Raw genomic sequence first — 16,453 nt, 5'->3', positions numbered from 1 at the left:
TTTTACGAAATCTCCGAAATAACAAAGGTCACGGCAGATACCAGAAAAAAGAACACCATCCCAAAATTTAAAAACAGAACCTTGAATGCTCCCTTTCCCCATGCTTCATGACCTCCAGCCTGAAACACCAGGTTCTTTCTGTTTTGCAGGAACACAACCATTCCGGCAATCACTGCGCCCATTATAAAGATGCCGTATACACCAAGCAGCCAGGGCACATTTTGAACCTTCAGCCCTACGATAGAACCAAGGAAATTGATCATCATGTGAAATGCTATGGTATAACGAAGTCTGCCCGTCTGTATATAAATATATGCAAATACAATCCCAAGGAAAAAGGCATAAAAGAACTGATAAAAATTTCCATGGCTCAGTCCGAAAATAAAACCGGAAACAACAATAGCCGCTTTATCTCCGTAAAGTCTGATCCGGTCTATAAGAATCTTGCGGAATATAATCTCCTCACAAATAGGAGCCATCACTACCATCGTAAGAAAAATCGTCCAGCCGCTCAGCCCGTTTATAACCTGTTCCACCGGATTTATCATGGGTTTTCCCTGTAAAGCGGACACCAGGCTCATCAATGCCTGTCCGATCATATTCCCAAGGTATAAGCCGCTGATGCAGACCAGAAAACCTGCAGCCAGCCATTTACCACCGGCCCTCCTGGTAATGGGTTTATTTATCACAGGCATCTCCCTGATGATCACATATGTAACTATACCGCCCACCACATAATTAGCCATAGAACTGAAGAGTATATACCAGTCGCTATCCATGGGAATGGTAACACCAAGAAAAGACAGCGCTGCTATAAGCGTCCCGATCCCAAGCTGCAAAGCCAGGGTTATCATTAAAAATGTACCATATCCAATCCCCACTCTGGTAAATGCCTTCCTAATAATCCTTTTGTCTTCCGCCATTGCTTTCCCTCCTGCCAGTTTGTACCAGTTTATCACAGATCGGGCAAATGCGCAATTCTTCTGCAGCAGCATCGGATTTCAAAAAAGATCCGGCCGGGCATCACAGGATACCTTGCCGGATCTTTTCCCTCCTTTTACACCACGGCCTTATCGACCTTTGATGCCCGCTCCTCCACTTCTTTTTTCTGGATGTCTCCGGGGGCCATTTCATATCGGCTGAACTCATATTCAAAAGTTCCCATTCCTCCTGTCATGGAACGAAGATCCGTATTATAACCGAAAAGCTCTGACATGGGGATATCTGCCTCAATGACCTGTTTCCCGTGATGGTCGGAATTCATTCCAAGCACCCGTCCTCTCCGCCGGTTCAAATCTCCCATAACATCACCGGTAAATTTATCAGGGACTCTTACCTTTAGGGAAGCGATGGGCTCAAGAAGGACCGGATTGGCCTCCATAAATCCTTTCTTAAAGGCGATTGTGGCTGCCATCTTAAATGCCAGCTCGGAAGAGTCAACCGGATGATAGGACCCATCTATCAACGTGGCCTTTAATCCAACCACAGGATAAGCTGCAAGAGGGCCTTTTAAAACACATTCGGCAATTCCTTTTTCAACTGCCGGAAAATAGTTTCTTGGTACCGCTCCTCCAAATACATTTTCTTCAAAGATATAGGGAGTCTCTAAATCACCGGAAGGCTCAAAGATCATCTTAACATCCCCGTACTGTCCGTGTCCGCCGGACTGCTTCTTATATTTTCCCTGAACTTCTACTTTCTTCCTAAGGGTCTCCCGGAATGCGAATTTGGGTTTGCTCAACTGGATCTCCACTTTATAGCGGTTTAAAAGCTTGCTGACCACGACTTCCAGGTGCTGGTCTCCAATGCCGTATAAAAGAGATTGGCGGTTTTCCGTATCATTCACTGCCTTTAAAGTCCAGTCCTCTTCCATCAGCTTTGCAATGGCATTAGAAACCTTGTCATCATCCCCTTTTGATTTTGTTTTGTATCTCATATATGTATAGGGTGTGGATATTTCCGGCTTATGATAAACGATGGGAGCAGAACGAAGGGCAATGGTATCGCCGGTCTGAGTCACATTGAGCTTAGAAACAGCTCCGATATCTCCGGCTCTTAATTCTGGAACCTCCAGGGTGTCCTTGCCCCTTAACAAATAAAGCCTGCCTACCTTTTCTTCTGCATCTTTGTTCACGTTATAGATCACAGAATCAGGTTTTAATGTTCCGGTACAGATTTTAAGCAAAGAATATTTGCCAATGAAAGGATCTACAATGGTCTTAAACACACGTGCAGATAAAGAAACTTTATCGTTATATTTGGCAGTGAACCGTTCTCCTGTGGAAATGTCCACGCCAATGCATTCATAATGGTCGGGGGACGGGAAATATTTATCGATGGCCTGGAGTACCATCTTAGCCCCCTGGGCGTTCAGTCCGCTCCCCAGCATGACCGGAACGATATTGCCTTCGATTACATGCTCTCTCAGCGCAGCAGAAATTTCTTCCGCCGTGAATGCTTCTCCTGAAAAATAGCGTTCCATATATTCTTCGCTGGTCTCTGCCACCGCCTCCATAAGAGCTTCACGGGCGATTCCCAGATTTTTTTTGCTGTATTCCGGGATCTCACATTCCTCGTAATCGCTGTTTACGGTAAAACGTCTCCCTGCCATCTTGACCACGTTGACAAACCCTACGAATTTTTCATTTTCACGAATCGGAAGATGGAAGGGTGCAATCTTTCTGCCGAATTCTTTTTCCAGCTTCAGTAAAAGCTCACGATAGCTTGCCTGGTCGTCATCCATATTGGTTACAAAGAAAAGTCTCGGCAGCTTGTACTTTTCACACAGTTCCCATGCCTTATACGTTCCAACTTCAATCCCTGCCTTGCAATTTACCACAATTACTGCTGCATCCGCGACACTGATGGCCTCTTCGACCTCTCCTACAAAATCAAAATACCCGGGAGTATCCAGCAAATTGACCTTGATCGGGCCGTCTTCCCCTTCATACTCCAAAGGAATCAGAGACGTGGAGATAGAAAAATGTCTCTTAATCTCTTCTTTGTCATAATCGCTGATGGTATTGCCATCGGTCACTTTTCCCATTCTGCCAATGGCTCCTGTCACAAACGCCATTGCCTCTGCAAGAGTCGTTTTACCGGCGCCCCCGTGCCCAAGTAAGGCAACGTTGCGGATCTGTTTGGTTCCATACACGTTCATAAGCATTCCTCCTGTTCCGTATTTTATTCTATGAGAATATTTTACTAAAAATGTCGTATAATTACAAGTAAATCATACAATTTGTACAAATATATTTCGACATTTTTCTATCATTTCAAAAAAAAGAGGGGACAAGCCCCTCTTTTTCATCATTCCTTTTCAAAGAAGCTCTCATGAAGCTTCCCACTGGATTCAAAATAGTAATATGTCTCTCCAATATAGACCGGACCAGTAACCATATGTCCATCTTTCTCAAAATAATACCAGTCATCTCCTACCTGCTGCCAGCCGGTCACCATATAGCCTTCCGCATCAAAATAGTACCATGTATCTGCAACCGCTCCAAAGCAGCCCTTTGCATAAGAACCGTCGCTGTTTCTATATCTCCACCCGTCCGGTTCCTGCTGCCAGCCATATCTATTGATACCTGTTTCTATCTGAGCCTTTGCTTCCAGCTGCCCAGGTGCTCCAGGCATAAATGCAAAGACACCTGCCCCAAACAGACAGCAGGTGCTGCAAACAGCCAACTTTTTCCATAATTTTCTCATCACTTACCCTCCACTTGTTTTATACGATTGTCTCAGACGGTTTGATAGAATCTGCCAATAAAGAAATCCTTTCTCTGGCCTCCTGAAACCATGCATCCTCTGGATTGATATACAGAAGATACCGGATTTTTCCAAGAAGAGAATCCAAATACCGCCGTTCTTTCTCTGAATCCAATTCTGTTCTTCCGGTCCTTTCCAAGTGGGACTTGACCCCGAACTTCAGACAGTAATATACTTCCTGCCGCAGCTTTCTCCGGTAATCCGCAGATACCTGCACTTTTTCATTTACCACGATCCCTGTGACCGCCTGTCTTCTATGACAGGATAGTATTCTGGTCTTCTCTTCATTTAAAGAAAATCCCATCACAGATAGAAAATCTGAAACCTTGCGTATGACCCGCCCCGGAAGAAAATCACCGGAAAAAGTCATGTCATCGCAATATCTGCTGTATGAAATCCCCTGTTTTCCGCACCATTGTTTCATGTAGTCATCAAAAGGCTTCATGACCAGATTTGAAATGGCAGGCGAAGTGGGTGCTCCCTGAGGCAGAAATTCCCGGCAGCAGCACAGGGATGTCAGCATGGTTCCCACCGATAAAGGAAAATACTTACGGGAAAATACGCTTCCTAACACCATGGGAAAAGAAATGGTTCCAAAAAAATCTTTTATATCCAGCTTTAAAACCAGCCGGTTTCCTGTATGAACCGAGGCATTCTTTAACACAGAGGTTCCTTTTTGATATGCCGTGGCACAGGAGGAAACTGCAAATCCGGAAAGAATATGATTTAAAATGTTCTTTTGAATTTTCTTAAGCAGACAATCAGGTACCATCAGAGTTCTCCTGGTTCCGTCCCTTTTGGGAATCTGAATGACTTTATAATGACGTTCCGTATGATTGCTGACTGAATAAAGACATGCGATCACTTTATCGTCGGGCAATTTTTCTCCCAAAAGGCGAAAAGACAGCAGCATGTCCCGGCAATGCTCCGGCGTGCAGTATTTCCAAATATCTGACTGATTCATCGGCATAATCCTCACTCTATCTGAAATCTGACAATCAAACAGCAGAAGCAATACAAAAATGATACCGTAAGATGCGAAGATGTACAAGCAGCATGCGTCATGCACATGCAATGTGCAGCAGTACTTCGCAGCAGATTGCGGTCTTCTCCTATACTATAAATGTCCAGACAGCGACTCGCTGCCCTGCGGCAGTATTACCGATCAAACTATTGCTTCTGCTGTTATAACAGATATTCTACCATAAGGATTGAATTTATACCATTAATTTGAAGTTAAAAAGAAATAAAATCAAAATTTACTTTAAAGTGTTGAACTTTAAAGTATAAAAGCGTTGACAACCGGAAGGTTATCTTATACAATGGGGATTAACCATTAGCAAAAAGAGAGGAAATCTATTATGATTATTATTATGAAGCCCAATGCTTCTGAGGAAGCTGTGATTAAAATCAAACAAATTATTGAGGCGAATGGCCTTCAGGCACATTTATCCAAGGGGGCCGAAGTGACCATCGTAGGTGTCATCGGCGACAAATCAAAGCTTCAGGGTGCTAACATTGAACTGATCGAAGGTGTGGATAAAATCGTGAATGTGACAGAATCCTATAAACTGGTCAATAAAAAATTCCACCCAGAGGATTCCGTGATCACGGTCGGTACTGCAAAGATCGGCCCAGGCCACTTCACCATGATGGCAGGTCCCTGTGCCATTGAAAACAGGGACATGCTTCTGGAAACTGCGGCTGCTGTGAAAAAAGCCGGTGCACAGTTTTTAAGAGGCGGCGCATACAAACCGAGAACTTCCCCTTACGCATTTCAGGGGCTGGAGGAGGAAGGCTTAAAATACATGAAGGAAGCCAGAGAAGCCACCGGACTGAATATTATCTGTGAAGCCACCAGCTTACGCGCCCTTGAAACAGCCGTTAAATATGTGGATATGATCCAAATCGGAGCACGTAACATGCAGAACTTTGAGCTGTTAAAGGAGGCAGGCCGGGCCGGAGTTCCTGTTCTGCTAAAGAGAGGCTTATGCGCTACCATTGATGAATGGCTCAATGCGGCTGAATACATTGCATCAGAGGGAAACCCAAACATTGTCCTCTGTGAACGGGGCATCCGTACCTATGAAACCGCCACCAGAAACACCCTGGACATCAGTGCTGTTCCTGTGATCCGTTCCAAGAGCCATCTGCCCATTATTATTGATCCCAGCCATGCCACGGGAGTCCGGGCATACATTGAGCCGATTTCAAAGGCGGCACTTGCAGTTGGAGCCGACGGTCTTATTGTGGAAGTCCACCCATGTCCTTCCTGTGCTTTATCCGACGGTCCACAGTCTCTGACTTTCGATCAGTTTGATCACATGATGAACGAATTAGAACCTTATGCAAAACTTTCCGGGAGGGTTTCTTCATGAGTGAAGCTGCCATTGCCTTTATCGGGCTTGGTCTGATTGGCGGTTCCATTGCCAAAGGGATCAAGCGTGAAAAACCAAGTACCAGGATTATGGCTTACATGCGTTCCAAAGCGACGCTGCAAAAAGCCAGGGATGAGGGAATTGTAGATGTGATTTTAGATGGCATTGGGGAGGAGTTAAAGGAATGTGACATGATTTTCCTTTGCACCCCTGTGGAATATAATGCAGAATATTTAGAAAAAATCAGCCCCTACCGAAAACCTGGTGCCATTATTACGGATGTAGGCAGTACCAAGACAGACATCCACGAAGCAGTCATCCGTCTTGGCATGGAATCCTGTTTTGTAGGAGGTCATCCCATGGCCGGTTCGGAAAAAACAGGATATGAAAATTCCACCGACCTTCTGCTTGAGAACGCCTATTATATTATTACTCCCACCGCCAGTTCCTCCAGGGAGCAGGTGGACCGGTTGATCCAGATTGCCGAATGCATCGGTTCCATTCCCCTGGTTCTGGATTACAAAGAGCATGATTTTGTGGCCGCCGCCATCAGCCATCTGCCCCATATCGTAGCTTCAAGCCTTGTAAATCTGGTTAAGGATTCCGATAACGAACAGGAGCTGATGAAACGGCTTTCTGCAGGCGGCTTCAAAGACATCACCCGAATCGCTTCTTCTTCTCCGGTAATATGGGAACAGATCTGCATGACAAATCATGAGAATCTTTCCCTGATACTCAAACGATACATTGCGTCCTTAAACCAGATTCTTGAAGAATTGGAGGCAAAGAACCATTCGTATATTTACCATTTGTTTGAGACCTCCCGGGATTACCGGAACACACTTTCCGAGAAAGCCAGAGGCCCCATTGTACCGGATTATTCCTTTACCGTAAATATGGCGGATGAAGTGGGTGCAATCTCCACCTTATCGGTTATCCTGGCTGCAAAAGGCATCAGCATAAAAAATATCGGCATCAACCACAACCGGGAACACGGGGAAGGGACTTTAAGAATCTCGTTCTATAATAAGGAAACCATGGAACAAGCATGGAAACAACTGGAACGATATCATTATGATTTAATATCGAATTAAAGAGAGGTATCCTATGAAATTCACAAAAGCCTCCCCTTTAAAGGGAGAAATAACCATACCTGGTGATAAATCCGTATCCCATCGCAGCGTGATGTTGGGCTCCATCGCGAAAGGAACCACTGAAATCAGCCATTTTCTTCCTGGTGCCGACTGTCTTTCCACCATCTCCTGTTTTCGGAAAATGGGAATTTCCATTGAAATAAACGGTGACAGTGTGATTGTAAAGGGAAACGGACTGCATGGGCTGAAAAAACCGGCTGGCATCCTTGACTGCGGAAACAGCGGAACAACGACCCGCCTGATTTCCGGCATATTGGCTGCCCAGGATTTTGACGTGACCTTGACCGGGGACGATTCCATAAAAAAACGTCCTATGAAAAGGATCATAGAGCCATTATCCTTAATGGGCGCGGATATCAAAAGCATCTCTGACAACGGCTGTGCACCTCTTGCCATTTCGGGAAAACCCCTTCACGGCATCCACTATACCAGTAAGGTTGCTTCCGCCCAGATCAAATCTTCCATTCTTCTGGCAGGTCTGTATGCCGAAGGAGAAACAAAGGTAACCGAACCGTATAGATCCAGGAACCATTCGGAAATCATGTTAAACTACTTTGGCGCTGATGTGAAAACAGAAGGAACCACCGCCTGTATCACTCCGGCAAAGGAGCTTTACGGCAACAAGATCGCAGTTCCCGGAGATATCTCCTCCGCAGCATTCTTTCTTGCGGCAGGGCTTATGGTACCAGGTTCCGAGATTTTGATTAAAAATGCAGGAATCAATCCGACCCGTGACGGCATCCTTTCCGTATGCAGGGATATGGGCGGCAATATCACTCTTCTTAATGAAAATACGGATTCCGGAGAACCTACTGCGGATATTTTGGTAAAATCAAGTTCTCTTCATGGCATAACCATTGAAGGAGCCATTATTCCAAGGCTCATTGACGAGCTTCCCATGATTGCTGCCATGGCTTGTTTTGCAGAAGGGGAAACCATCATAAAAGACGCTGGGGAACTTAAAGTAAAGGAATCCAACCGCATTGAAGTCATGGTCCGCAATCTTTCTGCCATGGGCGCTGATGTTGAGGAAACAGAATACGGCATGATCATCCGGGGAGGAAAACCCCTTCACGGAGCCGTTATTGACAGCAGGCTGGACCATCGGATCGCTATGACTTTTGCCGTGACCGGATTGTGCGCAGAAGGGGAAACGGAAATTTTAGGCGCAGAATGCGTCAATATTTCTTATCCTGGCTTTTATCATGATCTTCAATCATTGTTCCAATAAAAAAAGAAATGCCGGATGGAAACGTTATTATCCCGGCATTTCTTTTTCTTATTATTTTATGCTGCGGTCAGATAACTTCAATCTGACATACCTTCATGGCATTGAGCGCATTCTCATGGCTCTCAGGCGTTACACCGGCACAACAGGAGGCATCCACACGAATGGGCATCTCAGGCAAAAACGCTTTGATTAACAGCGCATTGGAAATCACGCAGATGTCGGTACACAATCCAATGAGTTCTATGGACGCATATTCTTTGTTCTTTAAAAATTCTGCCAAATCTGCACTTCCAAAGGTATTCTTTTCAAATCTCCGCCCCGGGAATTCCTTCAGAGCTTCGTGAAGCCCCCAGCCGTTTGTTCCGCGAATGCAATGGACCACAGGAAGCTTCTTCCCCTCCTGGGTTTCCAGGTAATCGTTCTCATGGGTATCCAGGGTAAAGAGCACATCCTCTTTGTTCGCCTGATACTCTTCAATCTTCTTTTTTACATTGGGAACAATGGCCCTTGCCTCTTTGGTTCCCAGGGCCCCGTCAATAAAATCCTTTTGCATATCCACTACAATCAGTAATTTTTTCATAAGCCAACCCTCCATAGACAGATCGTATCTGTATTGCAGCATAATTATCTCTAAATAAAAAGAATGACTCTTCCTAAAACATGCAGAGAAGAAACCATATCTGCATATATTATAACAGATGTATCCTATTACATGCAAGTCTTCAAGGAGTTGCCAGGATTGGAAAAGGTCTTATAAAAATATTTTTCAAATATTGGTTGACAAAAACACTTTAACGCATTAAGATAGTGACTAAATAAAACAAACCGTTGAAAAAGAAGAGTAAGCTTTCCCTGCATTATTTCAGAGAGCCGCCGTTGGTGTGAGTGCGGTATAAAGCGGATAGCCGAATGGACTTTTGAGGGCGGCCCTGAACCAGATTTTCAGTAGGGGCTGACGGATTCCACAACCGTTATTTTTGTGGCATATATGTTTGTATATGAAAAGTGGACTTTTATAAAGTCAATTTGAGTGGCACCGCGGATTGTATAATTCGTCTCAAGTATGGTTTAGAACATACTTGGGACTTTTTTTATTTCAAAGAGTCTCCGCTGCCTTCCTTTTCTATCAACGAACAACCATTCAAGGAGGACATATTTATGAAAAAATCTGTTAAACTGTTATTAATCGCAGCAACCGCTGCCACAGCACTCTCCGCCTGTTCCAAGGCTCCTGCAAAAGCATCGGAAGGTTCAAAAGAAGGCAGCGCATACACCATCGGCATCGGCCAGTTTGCGGAACACGGCTCTCTTGATAATTGCCGGGAAGGCTTTTTGGAAGGGTTAAAAGAGGAAGGAATCGAAGAAAACAAAAACTTAACCATTCTGTATGAAAATGCTCAGGCTGACGGCGGCACAGCAAGCCAGATCGTGAACAATTTCCTCTCCAAAAAGGCGGACCTTATCTGCGCCATCGCGACACCAATGGCACAGGCGGCTTACAGCGGAGCGAAAAAATCAGAAGTCCCAGTCATTTATACCGCTGTTACTGATCCGGTCGCTGCTGCCCTCGCCAAGGAAGACGGAACTTCTGTCGGCGAAGTAACCGGAACCAGCGACAAGCTGCCGGTAGAAAAACAGCTGGAAATGATCCGTAAAATCCTTCCAGATGCGAAAACCATCGGAATTCTTTACAGCACCAGCGAAGTAAACTCGGAAGCTGCAATTGCCGAATATAAGGCTGCAGCCGCTGACTACGGCTTTGAGATCGTAGAAGGCCCTGTCTCCGCTCCTGCTGACATACCTCTGGCAACCGACAGTCTCTTACAGAAGGTGGACTGCTTAAATAACTTAACAGATAATACCGTAGTCAGCTCTCTTCCGCTTATTTTAGACAAAGCTGCAAAGAAAAACATTCCTGTCTTCGGAAGCGAAGTGGAACAGGTTAAAATCGGTTGTCTGGCCGCTATGGGACTTGATTACGTAGATTTAGGAAAGCAGACCGGTAAAATGGCTGCAAAAGTCTTAAAAGGTGAAGCCAAAGCAAGTGAGATGAATTTTGAAGTGATTAAGGAAGCAGCGTTCTACGGAAATGCGAAAGCAGCAGAAAATCTTGGAATCACCTTGCCTGCAGAGCTTACCGATTCTGCCGCTGAGATGTTTAAAGAGATCAAACAGTAATACTTATTATCGAACCATATTGGAGGAAGTCATATCATGTCAATCATACTTGGCGTTTTAGAAGAAGGTCTGGTTTATGCCATCATGGCACTGGGCGTATACATTACCTATAAAATACTGGATTTTCCGGATCTGTCTGTAGATGGGACCTTTCCGTTGGGAGGGGCAATTACAGCCACTTTGATTCTGGCAGGATTCAATCCGCTGGCAACACTGTTGATTGCTTTTGCAGCCGGTGTCCTGGCGGGATGTGTTACCGGTTTCATTCACGTAAAATTAAAGGTAAGAGACCTTCTGTCCGGTATTATTGTCATGACTGCGCTCTACTCGATCAATTTAAGATTGGCCGGAAAGTCCAACGTGGCGTTTTTCAACAATGATTCCATTTTTGAAAACGCTCTGGTGAGCCGCCTGGTTCCTGAAGGTCTTTCTGACATCAGCGTTATTATAATACTGGCTGTGATCGTCCTGATCGTAAAGCTTCTTCTTGACCTGTATTTAAAAACCAGATCGGGCTACTTATTACGGGCGGTGGGGGACAATGAGACCCTTGTTACCTCTCTTGCCAAGGATAAAGGCTCTGTAAAGATCCTGGGCCTTGCCATTGCCAACGGCCTGGCAGCTTTAGCCGGTTCCGTATACTGCCAGCAAAAAGGCTTTTTTGAAATCAGTATGGGAACCGGTACCATCGTGATCGGTCTTGCTAATGTTATCATTGGTACGAAACTTTTCAAACGGTTCGGAGCGGTTAAGGCAACCACCGCAGTTGTCATTGGTTCCATTATTTATAAGGCCTGCGTTTCCATTGCCATCTATATGGGCATGGAAGCTTCGGATCTAAAACTGATTACCTCCGTGCTGTTTTTAGGAATTCTGGTACTCAGCAACGGCAGAGAAAGGAAGGTAAAAAATCATGCTTGAGCTTCATAACATCAACAAATATTACAATCAGGGAACGGTCAATGAAATGTGCCTGTTCCGGGACTTTTCACTGACCATTGAGGATCAGCAGTTTGTATCGGTTGTAGGAAGCAACGGTTCCGGTAAAACCTCCCTCTTAAACATCATCTGCGGCAGCATTCCCTTAGACAGCGGCTCCATCCGCATCAACGGAATTGACATTTCCAATATGCCGGAATACAAGCGCCAGCGCCGCATTGGAAGGGTCTATCAGAACCCGTCCATGGGAACCTGCCCGAACATGACAATCCTAGAGAATATGGCAATTGCAGATACCAAGGGAAAGCCTTTTAATCTCCTTCCCGGAACCAACAAGCAGCGGATCACCTATTATAAAGAACAGCTTCGGTCTCTGGGCCTGGGCCTTGAAGATAAGCTTCACGTAAAGGTCGGTGTTTTATCCGGCGGCCAGCGGCAGGCAATGGCACTGCTCATGTCCACCATGACTCCTATTGAATTCCTGATTTTAGATGAACATACTGCTGCTCTGGACCCTAAGACAGCGGAGATCATCATGCAGCTGACCGATAAAATTGTAAAAGAAAAACATCTGACCACCATCATGGTCACTCATAACCTGCGGTATGCGGTGGAATACGGAAACCGCCTGCTGATGATGCATCAGGGTTCTGCAGTGGTCGATAAATCCGGAGAGGATAAAAATGGTCTGGATACAGAATTTATTCTTGAAAAATTTAACGAAATCAGCATTGAGTGCGGAAACTAAAAAACAGTCTATGCAAAAAGGACCGGTCAGAAATTATTGACCGATCCTTTTTGCATAGACTGGATGCTCATTTATTGGATTCTGATCCAATATCTTTGCTCCACAATTCCATCCACGATGACTTCGTTTTCCAGAATACCGCCACTATTAATTATCTGCTCATTTCACTCTGAGGACCTTTCTCATTGTGTTCCCGGATCACCGTGTCAACCTCACTTAAATCAGAAGTCGGCAAATCACCTGGAATGGTATTCTTTAATGCTGCGGTGGCGTTGCCGTACTGAACTGCTTTCATACAGTCTCCTCCGCTGCTTAAAAGGCCGTAAAGAGCACCTGCAATATAAGCATCTCCGCTTCCGATCCGGTCCACCACATCAATGTTATGGTAAGGCTCTTCCTCGTAATATTTCATTCTGGCCGCATCGTATATCACGGACCCAAAGGTATGGCTTTTCGGGCTATGTACGATTCTCTGAGTAGAAGCCACAATGGAAATCGGATACTCCTGGGTAAAGCTCTTCATCATCTCTTTGACCGTTCCCTGTTTTTTAAAGGTCAGTCTGGCGGTATCTTCCGAGCAGAAGAAAATATCCACATAGGGAAGGATCTGTTCAATGCATTCCCTGGCTTCTTCCCCCGTCCATAGATTGCCGCGGAAATTCACATCAAAGGAAATGATGGTTCCGCTTGCCTTAAATTTCTTTATCATATCAATGGCCGTTTTCCTGGTATTTTCGCAAAGAGCCAGGGTGATACCGGTCGTATGAAAGCAGGTCGCTGCCCGATACATCTCATCCGGGAAAGAGTCTTCACTGATATAGACAAAGGAGCTGTTCTTTCTGTCGTAAACCACCTTGGGCTTTCTCGGATAAGCTCCGTACTCATAATAATATAACCCCAGTCTTGCATTTGCACTTTGGTCATATACAAAATAGTCATCACTGATGCCATAGGAACGAACTTTGTTCTTTGCAAATTTTCCCATATCATGAGCAGGAAGCTGGGTCACCAAACCAGTGTGAAGTCCCAAAAGGGCTGCCCCCACCGCAACATTTAACTCCGCACCCCCAACCTGTTTCATAAAGGAATCACCCCGGACCAGTCTTTCCACACCTGCCGGAGACAGACGCAAAAGCAATTCGCCCAGACTTAATAAATCAAATGGTCTGTTGCTCATTCTGACATTTCCTCCATTAGTTTTAAAAAGGGGATCATTAAAGAATGATCCCCGATGTCTTATATTATTTGTAAATGGCAGGAATCCTTCTCCTGTCTGCAGACAGTCGGTCAGTCACTATCTCTGAACACGTCCTGATCCGTCTCCTCCTGCCAGAGTCTCAACATCCTCTCTGGTTACCAGGTTGAAATCTCCTGGGATCGTGTGCTTTAATGCAGAAGCTGCTACTGCAAATTCAAGTGCACCTTTGAAGTCCTTTCCGTCACTCATACCGGAAATAACGCCAGCTGCAAAGGAGTCGCCTCCGCCTACGCGGTCCACGATTGGCGTAATGTGATATTTTTTAGAATGATAGAATTCGCGGGTCTTACCATCCATGATACAAGCAGACCAGCCGTTATCCGATGCAGAACGGCTTTCACGCAAGGAGCTGATAACATATTTGAAACCGAACTTGTCGATCATCTGATTGAAGATGTCTACATAGCCCTGTAATTCCAGTTCTCCGCTTGTTACATCAGTATTGCCCGGCTTAAAGCCAAGAACCTTTTCCGCATCCTCTTCATTGCCGATACAAACATCCACATACTGCATAAAGTTTGTCATTACCTTCTGGGCTTTCTCAGAAGACCATAATTTTTTACGGAAGTTCAAGTCAACGGAAACCGTAACACCATGAGCTTTTGCTGCCTTTAATGCAGCTTCCGTCAGCTCTGCAGCACGATCGCTGACTGCCGGTGTAATTCCTGTAAAATGAAACCAGTCCGCACCTTCAAAGATCTCATCAAAGTTAAAATCAGCAGCCGTAGCTGTAGAGATGGATGAATGTGCTCTGTCATAAACAACGGAAGAAGCTCTCATAGCAGAACCTGTTTCTAAGAAATAGATACCAAGTCTTTCGCCGCCTCTTGCGATGTGCTTTGTTCCTACATTGTATTTTCTTAAAGCAGCAACCGCACAATCCCCGATAGGATTCTTCGGGATTGCTGTTACAAATTCAACGTCGTGTCCGTAGTTGGCTAAAGAAACTGCTACGTTTGCCTCTCCGCCGCCGTAGTTTACATCAAATTCATCTGCCTGAATAAATTTTTCATTGTTCGGGGTAGATAATCTTAACATGATTTCACCCATGGTTACGATCTTTGCCATTTTGTACTCTCCTTAATCTCCTGCTGATTTTAAATTATTTGCGTGCTGCTGCCACTGCCTCTACAAATTCTTTTGCTTTTGCGGTAACGGCTGCAAAATCGCCTGTTTTAGCGCCCTTTGTCAAGCTGCTTCCTGTACCGACTGCATATGCGCCAGCCTTGATCCATTTGTCAACATTATCAACGTCAACACCGCCGGAGGGCATGAATTCTCCCTGAGGAAGAGGTCCCTTAAAGGAACTGATTGCGGATGGTCCCATGATGTTGCCGGGGAATATCTTTATAACGTCACAGCCTGCTTCCAATGCGGTGATTGCTTCGGTAGGAGTCATAACCCCCGGAAGCATAGGAACTCTGTAACGGTTGCAAAGCTTAATGGTCTCAACATTTAAGCCTGGGCTTACTACATAATTTGCACCAGCAAGGATTGCTGCTCTTGCTGTCTCAGGATCAAGTACCGTACCTGCACCGATCACAACATCCTCATTCCTGCTATATTTTTCTGACATCTTTGAAATAAATTCAATGGGATTTCCTTCATCCATAGTCATTGTAATTTCAATAAAATTGATCCCCCCGGAAATGATGGCGTCAACTACTTTTTCACCCTGCTCTAAGTTTTTTGCACGAACGACAGCAACCAGACAGTCTTTTTTCATCTTTGATAAAACCTGTTCTTTTTTCATGATTGTTCCTCTCTCCTTCTTAAAGTTCGCATATACGAATTAACTTCATATTTACGATTCCTATACTTGAATATTAATCGTTTCTATTCATTTTGTCAACAGGTAATCCTTATATTTTTCCAAGAAATCCTAATAATCGGGAAACCTCCATGGCCTTTTCCGCTATGAGTTTACCCAGGGTTTCATAATCCTCGGTGGGTTTATAAAGCGTGGAAACGCTGATAGCTCCGAGCACATTGCCATCCCGGTCAAAGACAGGAGCCCCCACACACTGCATGTGTTCTTCCATCTCTCTGGCGTCGAACGCATAGCCTCTCTCCCGGACTATATTAAGCTCATGAATCAGCTGGTCTCTGTCCTTGACCGTCCGCTCGGTAAACTGGGTAAATTTAATGCGGCTGATCATCTGCTCTCTTTTTTCCTCTTCGCTGTACGCAAGAATTACCTTTCCAAGGGAAGTACAGTATAAAGGATTTTTGGACCCTACGGTAGCCGTCGTTATAATAGGATTCTCCGGTTCAAACTTACATATGTATACAACATGATGATCGGAAGGGATTCCGAAAAAGACTGTTTTCCCCACTTCTTTTGCAAATGCCTTTAAAACCGGCTCTATGATTCCTATAAAATCCAGATTATTGGTGTAATTGATTCCAATGCGGTAAGACATTAAGCCTATGGTATAAATCTGCTTCTGCCCCCGCTTCACATTTACCATCCCCATCTCTGCCAGAGTGGTAACGATATCGTAGGCACTGGTTTTGGGCAGGTTCAGTTTTTCACAGATATCATCTAATGTGGCACCTTCCGGTGTCCGGGAAATCATTTTTAAAATTTCCACTGTTCTTTGCGTAGTTCTATTCAGTTTCATGTCTTGCCTCCATTTCTAAGTCTTAGTATACTCCTGGAATTGAAAAAAATGCAAGTTTATTTTCGCATATACGACTCTTTTGTAAGCATTTACAAAAAAGTCATGTTTTACTCCAATATTTTGGGAAAATAACAAATCAGGGATTGTATTATTAATCATAATTAGATATAATAAA

General features: G+C 44.7%; 15 protein-coding genes and 1 other annotated feature. Of the genes, 6 read left to right on the top strand and 9 right to left on the bottom strand.

The genetic code is table 11. The annotated features are described in order from the left end of the window. Positions 1-2: 2 nt before the first annotated feature. From VIG27_RS07305 to VIG27_RS07290, 4 genes are all read right to left on the bottom strand, one after another. Entirely contained in the window at positions 3-923 is a 921-nt protein-coding gene (locus tag VIG27_RS07305) for a CPBP family intramembrane glutamic endopeptidase (RefSeq protein WP_394526683.1), read from the bottom strand. A 134-nt stretch (positions 924-1,057) separates the two neighbouring features. Beyond that, positions 1,058-3,160 (bottom strand): elongation factor G, encoded by a 2,103-nt coding sequence (locus VIG27_RS07300; RefSeq protein WP_394526679.1) that lies wholly within the window; start codon positions 3,158-3,160, stop codon positions 1,058-1,060. Between the two features lie 149 nt (positions 3,161-3,309). Continuing rightward, the gene (locus VIG27_RS07295) at positions 3,310-3,708 is read right to left on the bottom strand and encodes a hypothetical protein (RefSeq protein ID WP_394526676.1); all 399 of its coding nucleotides are present in this window, start codon (positions 3,706-3,708) and stop codon (positions 3,310-3,312) included. Between the two features lie 19 nt (positions 3,709-3,727). Beyond that, entirely contained in the window at positions 3,728-4,732 is a 1,005-nt protein-coding gene (locus VIG27_RS07290; protein ID WP_394526674.1) for a reverse transcriptase family protein, read from the bottom strand. Positions 4,733-5,129: 397 nt separating this feature from the next. Between VIG27_RS07290 and aroF the strand changes: the two genes are divergently transcribed. From aroF to aroA, 3 genes are read left to right on the top strand one after another with little or no spacing between them, the layout of a single operon-like run. After that, a complete protein-coding gene (gene aroF / locus VIG27_RS07285; protein ID WP_394526672.1) occupies positions 5,130-6,146 on the top strand; it encodes a 3-deoxy-7-phosphoheptulonate synthase in 1,017 nt (338 codons plus the stop codon). Beyond that, entirely contained in the window at positions 6,143-7,240 is a 1,098-nt protein-coding gene (locus VIG27_RS07280) for a prephenate dehydrogenase/arogenate dehydrogenase family protein (protein ID WP_394526669.1), read from the top strand. Before aroF ends, VIG27_RS07280 begins: the two co-directional genes overlap by 4 nt. A 13-nt stretch (positions 7,241-7,253) precedes the next feature. After that, positions 7,254-8,531 carry a 3-phosphoshikimate 1-carboxyvinyltransferase gene (aroA, locus tag VIG27_RS07275; protein WP_394526666.1) on the top strand — a complete coding sequence of 426 codons (1,278 nt, stop codon included), beginning with the start codon at positions 7,254-7,256 and terminating at the stop codon, positions 8,529-8,531. Positions 8,532-8,598: 67 nt separating this feature from the next. On the opposite strand, the gene VIG27_RS07270 is transcribed toward aroA, so the two are convergent. After that, entirely contained in the window at positions 8,599-9,111 is a 513-nt protein-coding gene (locus VIG27_RS07270) for a cysteine hydrolase family protein (protein ID WP_394526664.1), read from the bottom strand. 239 nt (positions 9,112-9,350) lie between these two features. Further along, positions 9,351-9,594 (top strand) — a binding site (T-box leader). Positions 9,595-9,689: 95 nt separating this feature from the next. Between VIG27_RS07270 and VIG27_RS07265 the strand changes: the two genes are divergently transcribed. The 3 genes from VIG27_RS07265 to VIG27_RS07255 are packed head-to-tail and all read left to right on the top strand — an operon-like array spanning position 9,690 to position 12,396. Further along, a complete protein-coding gene (locus VIG27_RS07265) occupies positions 9,690-10,709 on the top strand; it encodes an ABC transporter substrate-binding protein (RefSeq protein WP_394526658.1) in 1,020 nt (339 codons plus the stop codon). 36 nt (positions 10,710-10,745) lie between these two features. Then, the gene (locus VIG27_RS07260; protein ID WP_394526655.1) at positions 10,746-11,630 is read left to right on the top strand and encodes an ABC transporter permease; all 885 of its coding nucleotides are present in this window, start codon (positions 10,746-10,748) and stop codon (positions 11,628-11,630) included. Next, a complete protein-coding gene (locus VIG27_RS07255; RefSeq protein ID WP_394526652.1) occupies positions 11,623-12,396 on the top strand; it encodes an ABC transporter ATP-binding protein in 774 nt (257 codons plus the stop codon). Before VIG27_RS07260 ends, VIG27_RS07255 begins: the two co-directional genes overlap by 8 nt. A 151-nt stretch (positions 12,397-12,547) precedes the next feature. On the opposite strand, the gene VIG27_RS07250 is transcribed toward VIG27_RS07255, so the two are convergent. The 4 genes from VIG27_RS07250 to VIG27_RS07235 form a co-directional block, all read right to left on the bottom strand. Beyond that, positions 12,548-13,573 carry a sugar kinase gene (locus VIG27_RS07250; protein ID WP_394526650.1) on the bottom strand — a complete coding sequence of 342 codons (1,026 nt, stop codon included), beginning with the start codon at positions 13,571-13,573 and terminating at the stop codon, positions 12,548-12,550. A 117-nt stretch (positions 13,574-13,690) separates the two neighbouring features. Then, positions 13,691-14,722 (bottom strand): PfkB family carbohydrate kinase, encoded by a 1,032-nt coding sequence (locus tag VIG27_RS07245; protein WP_394526648.1) that lies wholly within the window; start codon positions 14,720-14,722, stop codon positions 13,691-13,693. Between the two features lie 34 nt (positions 14,723-14,756). Beyond that, a complete protein-coding gene (locus tag VIG27_RS07240; RefSeq protein ID WP_394526646.1) occupies positions 14,757-15,407 on the bottom strand; it encodes a bifunctional 2-keto-4-hydroxyglutarate aldolase/2-keto-3-deoxy-6-phosphogluconate aldolase in 651 nt (216 codons plus the stop codon). Between the two features lie 109 nt (positions 15,408-15,516). Then, on the bottom strand, positions 15,517-16,278 hold the full coding sequence (locus VIG27_RS07235; RefSeq protein ID WP_394526643.1) for an IclR family transcriptional regulator: 762 nt from the start codon (positions 16,276-16,278) through the stop codon (positions 15,517-15,519). Between the last annotated feature and the right edge of the window lie 175 nt (positions 16,279-16,453).

It is taken from the genome of Lacrimispora sinapis (assembly GCF_043633585.1).
Classification (GTDB): domain Bacteria; phylum Bacillota; class Clostridia; order Lachnospirales; family Lachnospiraceae; genus Lacrimispora; species Lacrimispora sinapis.
Note: the sequence above shows the minus strand (reverse complement) of the source record. Positions and strands in the feature narration are given on the sequence as shown.

Excerpts from the sequence above, each read along its gene's own strand:
- VIG27_RS07250 (WP_394526650.1), bottom strand. The coding sequence starts at position 13,573 with ATGAGCAACAGACCATTTGATTTATTAAGTCTGGGCGAATTGCTTTTG.
- VIG27_RS07235 (WP_394526643.1), bottom strand. The coding sequence starts at position 16,278 with ATGAAACTGAATAGAACTACGCAAAGAACAGTGGAAATTTTAAAAATG.
- VIG27_RS07300 (WP_394526679.1), bottom strand. The coding sequence starts at position 3,160 with ATGAACGTGTATGGAACCAAACAGATCCGCAACGTTGCCTTACTTGGG.
- VIG27_RS07290 (WP_394526674.1), bottom strand. The coding sequence starts at position 4,732 with ATGAATCAGTCAGATATTTGGAAATACTGCACGCCGGAGCATTGCCGG.
- VIG27_RS07240 (WP_394526646.1), bottom strand. The coding sequence starts at position 15,407 with ATGAAAAAAGAACAGGTTTTATCAAAGATGAAAAAAGACTGTCTGGTT.
- aroA (WP_394526666.1), top strand. The coding sequence starts at position 7,254 with ATGAAATTCACAAAAGCCTCCCCTTTAAAGGGAGAAATAACCATACCT.
- VIG27_RS07270 (WP_394526664.1), bottom strand. The coding sequence starts at position 9,111 with ATGAAAAAATTACTGATTGTAGTGGATATGCAAAAGGATTTTATTGAC.
- VIG27_RS07280 (WP_394526669.1), top strand. The coding sequence starts at position 6,143 with ATGAGTGAAGCTGCCATTGCCTTTATCGGGCTTGGTCTGATTGGCGGT.
- VIG27_RS07255 (WP_394526652.1), top strand. The coding sequence starts at position 11,623 with ATGCTTGAGCTTCATAACATCAACAAATATTACAATCAGGGAACGGTC.
- VIG27_RS07260 (WP_394526655.1), top strand. The coding sequence starts at position 10,746 with ATGTCAATCATACTTGGCGTTTTAGAAGAAGGTCTGGTTTATGCCATC.
- VIG27_RS07265 (WP_394526658.1), top strand. The coding sequence starts at position 9,690 with ATGAAAAAATCTGTTAAACTGTTATTAATCGCAGCAACCGCTGCCACA.
- VIG27_RS07305 (WP_394526683.1), bottom strand. The coding sequence starts at position 923 with ATGGCGGAAGACAAAAGGATTATTAGGAAGGCATTTACCAGAGTGGGG.
- aroF (WP_394526672.1), top strand. The coding sequence starts at position 5,130 with ATGATTATTATTATGAAGCCCAATGCTTCTGAGGAAGCTGTGATTAAA.
- VIG27_RS07295 (WP_394526676.1), bottom strand. The coding sequence starts at position 3,708 with ATGAGAAAATTATGGAAAAAGTTGGCTGTTTGCAGCACCTGCTGTCTG.
- VIG27_RS07245 (WP_394526648.1), bottom strand. The coding sequence starts at position 14,722 with ATGGCAAAGATCGTAACCATGGGTGAAATCATGTTAAGATTATCTACC.